13 protein-coding genes are annotated in these 13,606 nt (G+C 72.4%); 5 read left to right on the forward strand and 8 right to left on the reverse strand.

Features of this window, described 5'->3' with window-relative positions:
* Positions 1-25: 25 nt before the first annotated feature.
* The 4 genes from FBZ33_RS12010 to FBZ33_RS12025 all read right to left on the reverse strand — a co-directional run bounded on the left by FBZ33_RS12010 (position 26) and on the right by FBZ33_RS12025 (position 4,279).
* The gene (locus tag FBZ33_RS12010) at positions 26-1,243 is read right to left on the reverse strand and encodes a sulfurtransferase TusA family protein (RefSeq protein ID WP_141909095.1); all 1,218 of its coding nucleotides are present in this window, start codon (positions 1,241-1,243) and stop codon (positions 26-28) included.
* A complete protein-coding gene (locus FBZ33_RS12015; RefSeq protein ID WP_141909096.1) occupies positions 1,240-2,085 on the reverse strand; it encodes a phosphate/phosphite/phosphonate ABC transporter substrate-binding protein in 846 nt (281 codons plus the stop codon). Before FBZ33_RS12015 ends, FBZ33_RS12010 begins: the two co-directional genes overlap by 4 nt.
* Positions 2,085-3,254 carry an acyl-CoA dehydrogenase family protein gene (locus FBZ33_RS12020; RefSeq protein WP_141909097.1) on the reverse strand — a complete coding sequence of 390 codons (1,170 nt, stop codon included), beginning with the start codon at positions 3,252-3,254 and terminating at the stop codon, positions 2,085-2,087. Before FBZ33_RS12020 ends, FBZ33_RS12015 begins: the two co-directional genes overlap by 1 nt.
* 77 nt (positions 3,255-3,331) lie before the next feature.
* Complete coding sequence (locus FBZ33_RS12025) at positions 3,332-4,279, reverse strand: ion transporter (protein ID WP_255508820.1); 948 nt, start codon at positions 4,277-4,279, stop codon at positions 3,332-3,334.
* 189 nt (positions 4,280-4,468) lie between these two features.
* Between FBZ33_RS12025 and FBZ33_RS12030 the strand changes: the two genes are divergently transcribed.
* Complete coding sequence (locus FBZ33_RS12030) at positions 4,469-5,167, forward strand: TetR/AcrR family transcriptional regulator (RefSeq protein ID WP_255508821.1); 699 nt, start codon at positions 4,469-4,471, stop codon at positions 5,165-5,167.
* Between the two features lie 107 nt (positions 5,168-5,274).
* Here FBZ33_RS12030 and FBZ33_RS12035 read toward each other — a convergent pair whose 3' ends face one another.
* Positions 5,275-6,132, reverse strand: coding sequence for an NAD(P)H-binding protein (locus tag FBZ33_RS12035; RefSeq protein ID WP_141909098.1), 858 nt, complete (start codon positions 6,130-6,132; stop codon positions 5,275-5,277).
* Positions 6,133-6,222: 90 nt separating this feature from the next.
* Between FBZ33_RS12035 and FBZ33_RS12040 the strand changes: the two genes are divergently transcribed.
* Positions 6,223-6,618, forward strand: a complete 396-nt coding sequence (locus FBZ33_RS12040; protein WP_141909099.1) for a helix-turn-helix domain-containing protein — start codon at positions 6,223-6,225, stop codon at positions 6,616-6,618.
* Here the strand turns inward: FBZ33_RS12040 and FBZ33_RS12045 are convergent.
* Positions 6,615-7,562: a DMT family transporter gene (locus FBZ33_RS12045; RefSeq protein ID WP_141909100.1), complete on the reverse strand. Its 948-nt coding sequence runs from the start codon at positions 7,560-7,562 to the stop codon at positions 6,615-6,617. The two genes, FBZ33_RS12040 and FBZ33_RS12045, sit on opposite strands and share 4 nt — an antisense overlap.
* Here FBZ33_RS12045 and FBZ33_RS12050 point away from each other — a divergent pair.
* Positions 7,561-8,964 (forward strand): PLP-dependent aminotransferase family protein, encoded by a 1,404-nt coding sequence (locus FBZ33_RS12050; RefSeq protein WP_141909101.1) that lies wholly within the window; start codon positions 7,561-7,563, stop codon positions 8,962-8,964. The two genes, FBZ33_RS12045 and FBZ33_RS12050, sit on opposite strands and share 2 nt — an antisense overlap.
* Here FBZ33_RS12050 and FBZ33_RS33735 read toward each other — a convergent pair.
* Together FBZ33_RS33735 and FBZ33_RS12055 are read right to left on the reverse strand one after the other, a co-directional pair.
* The gene (locus FBZ33_RS33735) at positions 8,961-9,266 is read right to left on the reverse strand and encodes a DUF6624 domain-containing protein (RefSeq protein WP_370453081.1); all 306 of its coding nucleotides are present in this window, start codon (positions 9,264-9,266) and stop codon (positions 8,961-8,963) included. The two genes, FBZ33_RS12050 and FBZ33_RS33735, sit on opposite strands and share 4 nt — an antisense overlap.
* A gap of 55 nt (positions 9,267-9,321) precedes the next feature.
* Positions 9,322-10,284 (reverse strand): helix-turn-helix transcriptional regulator, encoded by a 963-nt coding sequence (locus tag FBZ33_RS12055; RefSeq protein WP_141909102.1) that lies wholly within the window; start codon positions 10,282-10,284, stop codon positions 9,322-9,324.
* A gap of 432 nt (positions 10,285-10,716) precedes the next feature.
* Between FBZ33_RS12055 and FBZ33_RS33355 the strand changes: the two genes are divergently transcribed.
* Both FBZ33_RS33355 and FBZ33_RS12065 read left to right on the forward strand, forming a co-directional pair.
* Positions 10,717-11,379, forward strand: coding sequence for a hypothetical protein (locus FBZ33_RS33355; protein ID WP_255508822.1), 663 nt, complete (start codon positions 10,717-10,719; stop codon positions 11,377-11,379).
* A 126-nt stretch (positions 11,380-11,505) separates the two neighbouring features.
* A complete protein-coding gene (locus FBZ33_RS12065) occupies positions 11,506-13,503 on the forward strand; it encodes a Xaa-Pro dipeptidyl-peptidase (RefSeq protein WP_141909103.1) in 1,998 nt (665 codons plus the stop codon).
* The last annotated feature ends 103 nt before the right edge of the window (positions 13,504-13,606 follow it).

The raw sequence follows: 13,606 nt of genomic DNA on the forward strand, positions 1-13,606 counted from the left end.
GTACCCCCGCAGTGAGCGTGGTCGCTCACATGAAGTTGCGGGTGTGCAGGGCGGACAGCGCGGCCGCCTCGTCGGGCCGGAAACCCAGCCGTACCAGTCGGCGCTGGCGGCCCTGATCCATCGCGTGTTGCAGGGCCTGCACCCGGTCGAAGCCGGCGGACACGTCGTCGGGATGCCAGCCGCCCGCCGCGAGCACCACCAGCGCGTCGAAGACGTCCGCGTTGAGGCCGGCGGTGTCGACGAGCGCGTCGTGGCGGCGGTGGATGGCCGCCCGCAGCCGGTCCCGCAGCAGCGGGTCGAGCCGCGCCTGATGCTCGAGGTGCGCCATGCCGAACACCACGTGCCGGCGCTCGTCCTGCATCGCGAGCCAGCAGATCCGCCGCGTCACCGGGTCGGGGGCGAACTGGTGCAGGAACGAGAGCAGATCGACGAAGCTGCCCTCGCCGAGCACGGACAGCAGGAACGAGGCCAGCGCGAAGTCGGACTCCGCGACGAGCGTGAAGAGCGACTGTCGACCGCCGGCCGACGACGTGCCCATCTCGGCGCCCCGCAGCAGTGCCCGTCGGCTGAACACCTCCATGTGCCGGGCCTCGTCGGCCATCTGCACGGCGAGAAGCTGCACCACCTCACGGAAGTGCGGATGGATCCGCCCGACGAACCGGGCCGGCACGACGAGGGCGGCCTGTTCGTTCTCGACCAGGTAGGTCATGACCTGCACCACCGCGGCCTCGACGTCCGACGGCAGCGCGAACGGGTCATCCCAGGGCACCGCGGTCTGCAGGTCCCACTGCCGTGCCGCCGCCTGCGCGTAGAGGTGGGGAGCGACATCGGCCCACACCAGGTCGCGGTCGTCCAGGTCGAACCGGGCCTCGGGGCCACCGGCTTCGAGCAGCGCACCCCGGGCGCCGAGCCCCCACCGCGCCGGCGGACGGCTGCGAAGTGCCGTCGGGAGGGCGGGCCCGGCGCGCTCCGCGCCGAACCAGCGGTCGTCGTCCGCCGTGCCCCGGACCACCACCGCCACCACGTCGGCCCGGTCGCCCAGCTCCGGCGCTTCGACCCGATGACCCCGGCCACGACACCAGGCGGGAAGGTGTACGCGCAGCGCCGGGTCGCGTCCGCGGACCGCCAACCGGCCTCCGGGCGGCAGATCGGCCAGGGCTCGGTGCACCAGCAGGTGTGCGCCCCGGCCGAAGCTCAGGTCACCGAGGTGGACCTCGGCGTCGGCGGCCGGCGCCGCGCTCACGGCCGGTAGTCCGTGGCCGTCACCCGCCCGTCAGGGGAGTAGAAACCGGTGGAGTCGACCGCCCCGGCCAGGGCGTCGTACCCCGTGGTGCGGCCGTCCTTCCAGGCCGTCAGCCCTTCCAGGTCAAGCAGCGGACGCACCTGAGCGTCGGCGTACGACATGCCGAGCAGCAGCGTGCCGAAGAGCTGGACCCCGGCGGACTCCGGCCCGCGGACCGTCATGTTGCAGTGGTCGTACGGTGCGGTCTGCGCGACGATCCGGGTGCCGTCGGGCGACAGCGTTCCCTCCTGGACGAACGCCAGGTGGTTGGCGTCGATCATGCAGGCGGCGTCGACCTCCCCGGCCAGCAGGGCGCGGGCCGCGTCGCGTTCACCGCCGATGTGGTCGCCGTGCAGGCCGACGCCGACATCGAAGCGGCGCACGTCGACAGTGACCCCGGCGGCCGCGAGATGACCCAGCGGAATGAGCGTCGCCTGGGGGCTGTCGACCGCCCCGACCGCCACCACCTTCCCGGCCAGGTCCGTGACCTGCCGCGCCGGCGAGTCGGCCCGAACCACCACGACCGAGGTGAGGTCCTGGTCGGTGTCGCGCATGGTGAGCGCGCGGACGGTCGTGCCGTTGGCGACCGCCAGTCGCACGGCGCGCAGCCAGGCCAGGGGTGAGTTCCATGCCGCGTCGATCCGTCCGGCGACGAGATCCTCGACCTGTCGCTCGTAGTGCGAGTAGAGGACGAAGTCGAAGTCCAGGCCCCGTCCACGTAGCCAGGCGCGGAAGCCCTCCCAGATGGTCACCACCTTGGGGTCGTACGCGACGGCGCCCATCAGGACCGATGGCGCCGCCATCAGCGGTTGGCCCCGTCGAGCAGTGGCAGGCCGGTGGCGACCCGGCCGACGAAGTCGTGCAGAGCGTCGGTGGTCGGTGCCATCACCCGGGCCGCCCGCGAGTCCCGGAAACGGCGCTCAAGGCCCAACTCCTTGCGGAACGCGCTGCCGCCGCAGAGCTGCATCGCGCCGTCGGTCACGTCGGCGACGGTCTCGCCGGCGAGCGCCTTGACCTGGAGGACCCGCAGCATCGCGTCGTCGCGGCCGGTCTCCAGAGCGGTGAGGGTGTCGCCCAGGAAGGCGCGTAGCGCGTCGGTGCGGATCATCAGTCGGGCGAGGTCGCGGCGGGTGACGGGCGCGTCGCGCAGGGCGGCACCGGTGTGCGCGAGCGTGGTCCTGGTGACATGGCGGCTCGCCTCGGTGACCGCGCTCTGGGCGAGACCGAGACAGAACGCGGCGTTGAGCACCAGGAACCAGGGGAGGACCGCACCGAGCGCGGTGTCGAGCCCGGCACCGTCGGCCGCCATCATCGCCGTCGAGGGAACCCGGAGCCCGTCGGCGGTCATCGGCCGGGAGCCGTTGCCGCGCAGGCCGAGCCCGTCGAAGTCGCCCGTCACGCTCAGGCCGGCGCTGCCGGCTGGCACGAGCCACAGCGTCATCGGACCGGCGTCGGGGGTCACCGGGAGGCTCGACCAGACGTAGCTGTCCACCTCGCCGGCGGAGGTGACCCAGCTCTTGCGGGCGTCGAGGCGGACACTGCCGTCGTCGGTGGCTGTCGCGGTGCCGGTGGGCGACCAGAAGTGGCTGCGGGAGCCGTACTCGGAGAACGCCAACGTGGTGAGGTGCCCGCCGGCCGCGATGTCGGCGCGGACCTCGCGCGGGCCATGCGCCTCGATGACGGCGGTCGCCGCGTAGTGCATGAGGACCACCATCGCCGTGGAGCCGCACTCGGCGGCCAGCCGCTCGACGACCTCGGCGACCACCCGCATGCCGTGGCCGCCGCCACCGACCTCGGTCGAGCAGGCCAGACCGAGCAGGCCGGCCGCGGCGAGGGCGTCGACACCCTGGCGGGGGAAGACCCCCTCCCGGTCGACAGTCGTCGCCTGCGGGCGGATCACGTCGTCGATGACGGTGCCGAGGGTGCTCGCTACATCGGTGGTGGGATGGGCATTGTCGACAGTGGTCGTCATGCTGGTGCCCCTTCGACCGAAGCGGTCAGGCCGCCGTCGACACTATCCGAACTGGAGGACACAGCGCGAGCACCGGATCACCCTCTGGTACGCGTGCCGTCCCGGTGCGGCCGGCCGTGCCCGTCCTCCCGGTCGATCCGCAACTCCCGCTCCAGCTCGGCGATCACCGCCCGCAGGTCGTCCAGCCGTTGGGTCAGCGCGATGCGGTCCACCTCGTCCGGTACGCCGTCGCCGTCCTCGTCGTAGTCGGGGGCCAGTCGCTCGGTCATCTCCAACCGGCGGGCCTCCTCCATCGAGTTGACGATGACCGCAATGAGGATGTTGAGCAGCAGGTTGACGGTGATGACCACGTAGCTGACGTAGTAGAGCAGTGTCCACGGCGAGACGGCCATGCCCTGCTCGATGAGGTCCGGCAGGGTCTCCAGCGACAGCAGCACGAACAGCGTCAGCAGCGACTTGCCGATGTCGCCGTACTGCTCCGGGTATCTGCTACCGAAGATCAGCCAACCGGCCATGCCGTACACGTAGAGGGTCACCACGGCCAGGGCGAGGAACCCTGTCACGCCCGGCAGGCTGCGCCACAGCGCGGAGACGATGGTCCGCAGACCCGGCGAGAACCGCACCAACCGGACCATGCGGGCGACCCGCACGACGCGCAGCAGCGCCAGGTCGCCGTGCAGGCCCGGTATGAAGATGGCCGCGATCACCACGAAGTCGAAGACGTTCCAGCCGTGCCGGAAGAAGTCCTGCGGACGTTTGCCGTAGGCCGCCAACCGCACACCGATCTCGACGACGAAGACGGCGCGGAAGAGCAACTCCAGCCAGTGCAGCGCCGTGTTGGCCCGGTTCGGGTCGTCGTAGGTCTCCAGGCCGAGGACGATCCCGTTGGCGAGGATGACCACGACGATGGCGATCTCGAACGGGCGCGACCGGGCGAGCCGCGCGCAGCGAGCCGCCCAACCGGATCGGTGCTGCGGCGACGGGATCGGCTCACCTCGCTGGGCGGGCGCGGGTGCGCCACTCAACAGTCGGCCGGCTCGAACACGTGCGCCGGGGCCGCTGTGCGGGCCCACCTCCGGCCGTCGTGGTGGCGGTGCGGGTGGCGTGCGGGCATGCCCGTCAGCCTATCCAAGATCAATGATCGGGGGTACGACCGTCGTGGCCGCCGCACACGACGAAGACTGCGAACCTCGCCCGCTATCTAGAGTGGGCCGGTGAATGAAGCACCCCCCGTGAGCGCCGGTGACGGTGGCCCCGACCGCCCGCCCATCTGGAGCAGGCCCGAACGCGGCAGCCGTGGCCCCGCACCCGCCCACAGCCGGGACGCCATCGTGGTTGCCGCCGTCGCCCTGTCGGACGCCGAAGGGCTCGCCGCCGTGTCGATGCGTGCCGTCGCCAGCGCCCTCGGCACCGGCGCGGGCTCCCTCTACCGGTACCTGTCGTCGCGTGACGACCTGCTGGACCTGATGACCGACCGGGTCATCGGTGAGCTGCGGCCGTACCCGCAGGCGGAGGGCGACTGGCTGGACACCATGGTGCTGTTGGGCCGCCGGCAGTTGGCGCTGTTCGGCGCCCACCCCTGGCTGCTCGACGTGTTCCACCGGGCCTCCGCCGTCGGCCCCGAGAGCCTGGCCTGGTTCGACAACTGCATCCGGGTCCTGGAACCCCTGCCCTGCGCGGTCACCGCCAAGTTCGAGGCCATCGCCATGATGACCGGCGTCGTGAGCCTCTTCGCCCGCCGCGAGGCCGCCGCCGGGGCCGGGGCCCTCAGCTTCGCCGGTGTCGACCTCGCGGCGTACCCGCACCTGGTCGCGGCCTTCGGTCAGCCCCCGGCGCCGGCGCCCCGGGCGGACCTCGTCGAGCGGACCCTGCGCAGCCTGTTGACCGGTCTGCTGCTCGCCGAGGCGGGCTGAGCGGATCGGCTGGTGGTGTCGGCCGATCCGTCGCCCGGGCGGTGCCAGCTGGTCTGGTTTCGGTGGTGAGCGGGGGTCAGCCGGCACCGGCCTGGCCGGTGGCGGGGTCAGGCCCGCGCGGCCCGGACGGCGTCGCGCAGTGGGGTGCTCGGCCGCCCGATCAACCGGCTGAGGTCGTCGCTGTCGGTCGCGAGCTCGCCGATGGCGATCGAGTGGTCGAGTGCGGCGACGAACCCGGCCCTGCCCGCGTCGAGGCCGACGTTCTCCAGGGCCGAGGCCAGCTCGGCGGCGGACAGATCCCGGTGGACGACGGTGGTGCCGGTGACCTCCGTGACGGTCTCGGCCAACTCGTCGAACGTGAACGCGGTGCCGCCCAGTTCGTAGACGGCGTTGCCGTCCTCCTCGCGGGTCAGCGCCGCCACGGCGGCTGCCGCGTAGTCGGCCCGGGTCGCGGCGGAGACCTTGCTGCCACCGGTGGCGCCGAGGATCGTGCCGGACCCCAGGTACTGCGGCAGCTGGTCGGTGTAGTTCTCGGTGTACCAGCCGTTGCGCAGCACGGTGTAGGCGAGACCGGAGGCGGCGAGGACCTCCTCGGTGGCCTTGTGCTCCGGGGCGAGCGGGTTCGTGGTGGTGTCGGCCTTCAGGATGCTGGTGTAGACCAGCCGCTCGACCCCGGCGAGCGTGGCGGCCTCGATGACCGCGGTGTGCTGGGCGACGCGCTGACCGGGGGTGTCGCCGGAGATGAGCAGCAAACGGCGTACGCCGGCCACGGCTCCGGGCAACGTCGACGGGTCGTCGTAGGTGGCCTTGCGGATCTCGACCCCGCGAGCGGCCAGGTCGGCGGCCTTCTCCGGGCTGCGGACGATGGCGGCGATGTCGGCGGCGGGCACGCCGGTGTCGAGCAACTGCCCGATCACCAGGCGACCCAGTCGGCCGGTGGCGCCGGTGACGGCGTAGGTGGGCATGGGAGGCCTCCGGTGCGGTGATGACGAAAGTGCATGCACTTACTAATCTACAGCACATGCTAAACCGAAACTGTGAGGTAGGCTGCTGAGGTGAACGACGTGCCGGCCCTGGACCCGACGGGGCCTACCCAGGAACTGGTCAGCGATGTCTTCGCCCGCGGGTGCGCCTCCCGCGCCGTGTTCGAGGACGTCACCTCGAAGTGGGCTTCGCTGGCTCTGCTGGCGCTCGGCGAGGGTCGGTACCGGTTCAACGCGCTGCGTCGGCGCATCGACGGGGTCAGCGAGCGGATGCTCTCCCAAACCCTGCAGACCCTCGAGCGCGACGGCATGCTGACCCGCGAGGTGCTCACCGCGATCCCGCCGCGCGTCGAATACTCGCTGACCCCGCTCGGTGCCGGGGTCGCCGAGCAGTTGCGCGGCCTCGTTGAACTGCTGGAGGCGTCGGTGCCCGAGTTGCAGACGGCCCGCGAGCGCGAGCGGGGCTAGCGCGCGCCCGACCTCTCCCGTCGCACCGCTGGTGCCGACCGCCGGGTGCGCTGGATCAACACGACGCACGCCAGCACCACCACGGCCGCGGTGATCGAAGTCGGGGTGACGTTCTCGCCGAGCAGCAGCGCCGACCACCCGAGGGTGAGCACTGGCTGCGCGAGCTGGACCTGACCGACCTGCGCGATGCCGCCCCGGGCCAGGCCCGCGTACCAGGCGAAGAAGCCCAGGAACATCGAGACGACGGTGAGGTAGCCGAAGGCCGACCAGCCGAAGCCGTCGGCGTGCGGCCGGTCGGCCAGCGCGGCGACGATCGTGACGGGCACGGTGACGGGCAGCGACAGCAGCAGCGCCCAGCAGATCGTCCGGGCGCCGCCCAGCTCGCGGGCGAGAGCGCCGCCCTCGGCGTAGCCCAGGCCGCAGAGCACGATCGCCGCGAGCAGGAACGCGTCGGGCAGGGTGATGGTGCCGCGTACCTCGCCGCTGGCGGCGAGGAAGAGGAGCACCGCCAGCAGGCCGCCGACGCTCGCGATCCAGAACAGCGGCGGCGGCCGTTCACCGGCGCGCAGAACCGCGAACACGGCCGTCATCGCGGGCAGCGCGGCGATGACGACCGCGCCGTGCGCGGAGGTCTGGGTGAGCAGCGCCAGCGAGGTGAACAACGGAAAACCGACGACAACGCCCAGGGCGACGATCACCAGCCGCCGCCGCTGACCGCGCGAGAGCCGTGGTGCGCTGGTGAGACGCAGGTACGCCCAGGCCAGCAGGCCCGCGCCGACCGCCCGCCCGAACGCGACGAACCACGGATCGAGTTGCTGGACGGCCAGGCGGGTCGCCGGCAGCGAAAGGCTGAACCCGAGCACGCCCAGCGCGCCGAGGGCGAGGCCGCCGGCCCGCCGCGTTGTTACCGTGCTGGTGGCAGTAGTGCTACTATCGTCCTTCATGGAGAACGGTAACGCAGCCGCCCGCGTTATCCAAGATCTGCGCGTGCTGGTGGCCGCCACAGGTCCCGGTGCCCGACTGCCCTCGGTCCGGGAGCTGACCGCCCGGCACCAGGCCTCGCCGGTCACCGTCGCCGAGGCGATCCGACGGTTGGTGGCCGAAGGGCTCATCGAGGCACGGCCCGGCAGAGGCACCTTCGTGGCCGCCGCGCGGGACGAGCGGCGCGCACCCGACCTGTCCTGGCAGACCGTCGCGCTCGGCCCCCGGCCGTCCGGCGAGAGGGAGATGCAGGCTCTGCTGGCGCTACCGCGCGCCGGCGCGATCGCGTTGTCCGGCGGCTACCTGGACGCGGAGCTGCAGCCGGCCGCCGCGTTGGGCGCCGCGCTCAGCCGCGCCGCCCGCCAGCCCGCGACCTGGCAGCGCGGGCCGGTCGAGGGACGCGAGGACCTACGCGCCTGGTTCGCCCGCGAGGCCGGGAATGGGCTGCGGGCCGAGGACATGGTGATCTGCCCCGGTGGGCAGGCCGCGCTGTCCTCGGCGGTGCGGGCGCTCACCGCCCCCGGCGAAGCCCTGCTCGTCGAGTCGCCGACCTACCTGGGCGCGCTGGCCGTGGCCCGGGCCGCCGGACTCCGGGTGGTGCCCGTGCCGGCGGACGCCGACGGGGTACGCCCCGACCACCTCGCCGCCGCGTTCGCCCGCACCGGCGCGCGGCTGTTCTACTGCCAGCCGCTGCACGCCAACCCGCACGGCGCGACGCTGGCGGCTGACCGCCGGGCCCAGGTCGCCGACGTGGTACGCGACGCGGGCGCGTTCCTGATCGAGGACGACTACGCCCGCGACCTCACCATCGACGGTCCGGCCCCACCGCCGCTGGCCGCCGACGACCCCGACGGGCACGTCATCTATCTGCGCTCGTTGACCAAGTCGACGGCGCCCGGGCTGCGCGTCGCGGCGATCGGCGCCCGCGGACCGGCCGGCGCCCGGTTGCGCGCGGCACGGCTGCTCGACGACTTCTTCGTGGCCGGCCCACTGCAACAGGCGGCGCTGGAGTTCCTCACCTCCCCGGCCTGGCCGCGGCACCGCCGCACCCTCGCCACGGCCCTCCGCACGCGCCGCGAGGAGTTGCTGGCCGCGCTGCGGCGACACCTCCCCAGCCTCTGTCCACAGTCGGTCCCGCGTGGCGGGCTGCACCTGTGGATCCGCCTGCCCGACGGCGTCGACGACGTGGCGGTGACCGCTGCCGCTGCCGCCGAGGGCGTCATCGTCTTTCCGGGTCGCCCCTGGTACGCCGCCGAACCTCCGGCGCCGCACCTGCGCCTCACCTACGCCGCCGCACCCGACCTCATGGACGAGGCCGTGCGCCGCCTCGCCCGCGCTCTGCGTGGAGAACGTGCACCTGTCTAGTTGGTGTCCTGGGGGCAGACCGTGGTCACCTCGGCCAGGTAGCTCGCGAGCGTGGGCAGGCCAGCCTCGGCGCGGCGTCGTTCGACATCGGCCTCGTCCCTGATCGGGGTGGCCGGGACGGGCCCGCCGGATCCCCAGCGGATCTGCGTCCCGTACTCCTGGGGCTCGTCCTTGCCGGTCGCGACCCGGTCCTGGAGGTAGGCGAGGTTGCCCGACGAAACCTGACCGGCGGCGACGGCCGCGCGTAGCAGGCCCAGCGCCTCCTGCCGGAAGGCGAGATCCAGGTCGGAGTGTTGTGCGATGGCGCTCCAGCATCGCGACCAACTCGTCGTGCGGCGCCCTGTCGAAGGCGACGCCTCAGGCGTGCAGCGTCTCGCGCGGCGGTACGCCGTAGCTGGCGTGGTAGCGGGCCGTGAACCTGCTGTGGCTGGCGAACCCCCACCGACTGGCGATCGCCGAGACGGTCTCCCGGCGGGGGTCGGCGCGCACCAGGTCGTGATGGGCACGATCGAGCCGGATCCGACGCAGGTACGCCGTCGGGGTGGTGCCGAGATGACGGCGGAAGGCGAGCTGCACCGCCCGCAGGGAGACGCCGGCCGCACCGGCGATGTCGGCCGCGCTGATGTCCCGGTCGGCGTGCTCCTCCACGAACGCGATCGCCCGTCGCAACGTGGCGGTGCTGGCGTCGTTCCGATCCGCGGTGGTCGGTTCGGTGAACGCGGTGTTGGGAAACACCGTGAGCGCCGCCGCGGCGAGCATCCGCGCGGCATTGCCGATCACCAGCGGCTGCGCCCCGTTGGTCAGGCTGTTCAGCAGGACGTCGCTGACGAAGCTGGTGGTGTTGCGCCACTGCCGGGCGAGTGCCCCACTGACGGGACCCAGATCGGTGAACCGGATCCGACCGGGCCGCCGCGTCGGCGCCGTGGTGGCCACCTGTGTCAGCACCGACAGGTCCAGCACACAGAGTTCCACCTCGCCGGGATGCCACCGTACGCGGCACGGCTCCTCGGGTCTGGTGACGAGGAGGACGTCGCCGGGCGCGAACCGGTCGGTCGACCCGTCGCAGGAGCGCTCGCCACGGGCGGTCCGGGCGCTGCCGACGACCAACCCGCCGAGGGTGGTGGCATCGATCTCGAGATGCCCGGTCTGGCGGGTGGTCGAAACGGCGAAGGGGCCGGCGTCGACACGGTGATGGCTGAGCCGGTATCCGTTCCTGCTGTGGATGCGCAGTTTCGTGTCGTACACGGTGGACAAAAACTGTTGAATGGTGACCGGGTCACGGCTCTCGAACTGGTCGGTCTGCAGTGGTGTTGACGACATCCGCTGTCTCCGTCCGGTGCGGGTGCCGCCGGTTGGTGAAACGGTGTCGGCGGCGAGATCGGGACGTGCCGGAATGCTCGGCGGTGACCCGGCACGTCGTTGGCCGGCGGTGCGGTGCGGTGAGGTGGGGGTCGCGAGCGGGACGGCAGCGACCGGTCGAGGGCGTCGGATCTGGTCTGACCGATGGGTGTCGTGAGGACGCAATATCTGTCGATGGGAATGTCACCTTACGACAATCACGTCGCCTCGTCCCGCGTATCGCTGCGATGTGTCGGTAGGCCGACTTCGCTTTCCGGCTAGCGCGGCAACTGTTTCTACGCCTGCTGATCTAGCCACCCTCGTTGCCGGCAGCGAAATCTTGTTCATGATTCACCCGGGAGTCGGAGGACGACCGGGCCATTGCCGGGTGACCGGCCCACGGAAGGAGGAGCGTTGGACCGTATCGATCCTGACCGCGTCGTTCGGCTGGCCGTGGCCGAGGCGCTGGCCCGGGTGGCGGACGAGGACAGCCTGGGGCTGGGCGAGGGTGACGCGGTCGAGCGGCTCGGCCGCGCTCTGCGCGAGGTGCTGCGCCGCGCACTCGACGACCGGGTGCCCCTGACCACGCCGGAATTCGTCGACCTCTGCCGTGACCTGGGTCTGAACCGGGACGCCTTCGACCTGCTGGGGCATTACCTGATGACGGCGTTGTTGGCCCACCACGTCGGGCCGGACGCCCTGATCCGCGTCGGGGCGCTCTTCGGCACCGTCGGGCGGTACCTGCCCGGTGCCCGCCCGGTCGGGCAGCGCAACGGCGGCCCCGCGCCACGGCGACGCGACGTGCGCGCGGACAACAGCGTCGTCGGCCGGTACCGTCGCACGAAGCTGCCGGAGCACCTTCCCAGCCCACCGAGCTGGACCTGCACCGGGTGTGGTCGTGAATGGCCCTGCGCCACGAAGCAGAGCCAACTGCTCGCCGAGTTCGGTGGCGCACGCGCCGCCCTCGCGGTCTATCTCGGCTCCTGTCTCGTCGCCGCCGCCCAGGACCTGCCCACGGTGCCGCTGCCCCGGGTCCGGCTCCGATTCCTGGGCTGGCTGCCCCGCGCCCGGATCTGACCAGGACGCCCCGGCCGCCGGTTGTCGGAGACCTCCCGACGGCACCCGGACCGGCGTGGGCACTAGTCAGCGGGGACATCGATGCGATGGAATGTGATCCACGCATCGCGCCCCGGGAGGACACCGATGACGCCTGCTCCGTCGCCCACCAGCATCCGCGCCCGCGTTGCCGTCGTCCTGGTCGGCCTGCTGGTCGCGGCACTACCGGCGGCCCCGGTGACCGCCTCTCCGGGGACCGCTTCCCCGATCGCGGCCGAGCCGGCGGCGCGGCACCGCCCGCTGCCCGCGCACGTCCGGGGCAACCAGACGGTCCCCGCCTACTCCTACGCCGACGCGATCCGGGAGAGCGTGTGGGTCCAGACCTCCGCCGACAGCGATGGTGACGGTGTACGGGACCGAGTGGCCGTGGACCTCGTCCGGCCCAGAGAGGCCGCGGCCGCAGGGGTCCGCGTACCGGTCATCATGGACGCCTCGCCCTACTACCTCTGCTGTGGCCGGGGCAACGAGAGCGAACTGAAGACGTACGACGCGGCCGGTGTGATCGCCAAGGCGCCGCTGTTCTACGACAACTACTTCGTCCCACGCGGGTACGCCTTCGCCGCCGTGGACCTGGCGGGCACCGCCCGCTCCACCGGCTGCGAGGACGTCGGCGGCCCGGCCGAGGTGGGCAGCGCCAAGGCGGTGGTGGACTGGCTCAACGGGCGGGCCCGCGCGTACACCGCCGACGGGCGGCCGGTGAGCGCCACCTGGAGCACCGGCCAGGTGGGCATGATCGGCAAGTCGTGGGACGGTTCGGTCGCCAACGGGGTCGCCGCCACCGGCGTGCAGGGGCTGGCCACGATCGTCCCGATCTCGGCCATCTCCAGCTGGTATGACTACATGCGCTACCAGGGAAACCTGCGGACCACCGACTACCCCGGCTATCTGCACTCGTACGTCAGTGGCCGCACCGACGAAGCCTGCGCGGACGCTCTGGCCCGGCTGCGCGCGGACAGCGCCGAGGAGACCGGTGACTACAACCCGTTCTGGGCGCAGCGCGACTACCGGCCCTCGGCCGGCCGGGTCCGGGCCAGTGTCTTCGTGGCGCACGGCGTCAACGACCTGAACGTCACGACCAACCAGTTCGCCCGCTGGTGGCAGGAGTTGGCCGACCAGGGCGTGCCCCGCAAGCTCTGGCTCTACCAGGCCGGCCACGAGGACCCGTTCGACGTTCGACGCGCCGAGTGGGTGACAGCCCTGCACCGCTGGTTCGACTTCTGGTTGCAGGGGCTGCGCAACGGGGTGATGAACGAGCCACGCGTCGACCTGGAGACGGCTCCGGGCGCCTGGACGACGCAGCGGGACTGGCCCGCCCCCGGCACCCGCGACGTCCGGGTCGCCCTCGGCGCCGGCGACGGCGTGACCGGGACCCTCGGCGGGCGCGGCGCGCGACCGGGCCGGGAGCAGGCGTACGTCGACGCGTCACTGCCCGAGGCCGAGCTGGTCGCCCAGCCGAACACCGCGATCGCCGGGCGACTGGTCTTCCTCTCCGGCGCCCTGACCACGCCGCTGCGGATCTCCGGCAGCCCCTCCGTGCGGCTGCGGGTGCGGGTGGACCGGCCCACCACCGAGCTGACCGCCCGACTGGTTGACTACGGCACCGCCGAGCGGATCCGTTATGACAGCTCGGAAGGTGTGCGGACATTGGCAACCGAGTCCTGCTGGGGAGCCTCCACCGACGTCGACGACGCCTGCTACCGGGACACCGAGGAGATCACCGCGGTCTCCGACCACGCGGTGCTGACCCGGGGATGGCTCGACGCCGCGCACCACCGCTCGCTGCGGTTCAGCACACCCCTGCGGCCGGACCGCTGGTACACGGTGACCGTGCCGCTGAACGCGTACGACGCGGTGCTGCCCGCTGGGCACGTGCTCGGCCTGGTCCTCGGCCAGAGCGACCCGGATTTCACCGAGACCGACGACCAGGACGCCACCGTACGCGTCGACCTCGGCCGCAGTGAGCTGATCCTTCCGGTCGCCGGCCGCGCCGGGTTGCCCGCCGTGGACGTCGCGCCGCCGGTGGTCACCGCGCCCGCCGACCCGTCGGCCGCCCGGACGGCCGGTGACACACGGCAGGTGCCCTGACCCGACGGGGCCTCGATCGGGCACCACGCGCGGTCGAGGTGTCACCCCCTGCTGCCCCGGCCCGGCCACAAACAGGCCGGGGAAGGGTGTTCATCGTGGGCAC

Source organism: Micromonospora sp. A202, from assembly GCF_006715105.1.
GTDB lineage: Bacteria > Actinomycetota > Actinomycetes > Mycobacteriales > Micromonosporaceae > Micromonospora > Micromonospora zamorensis.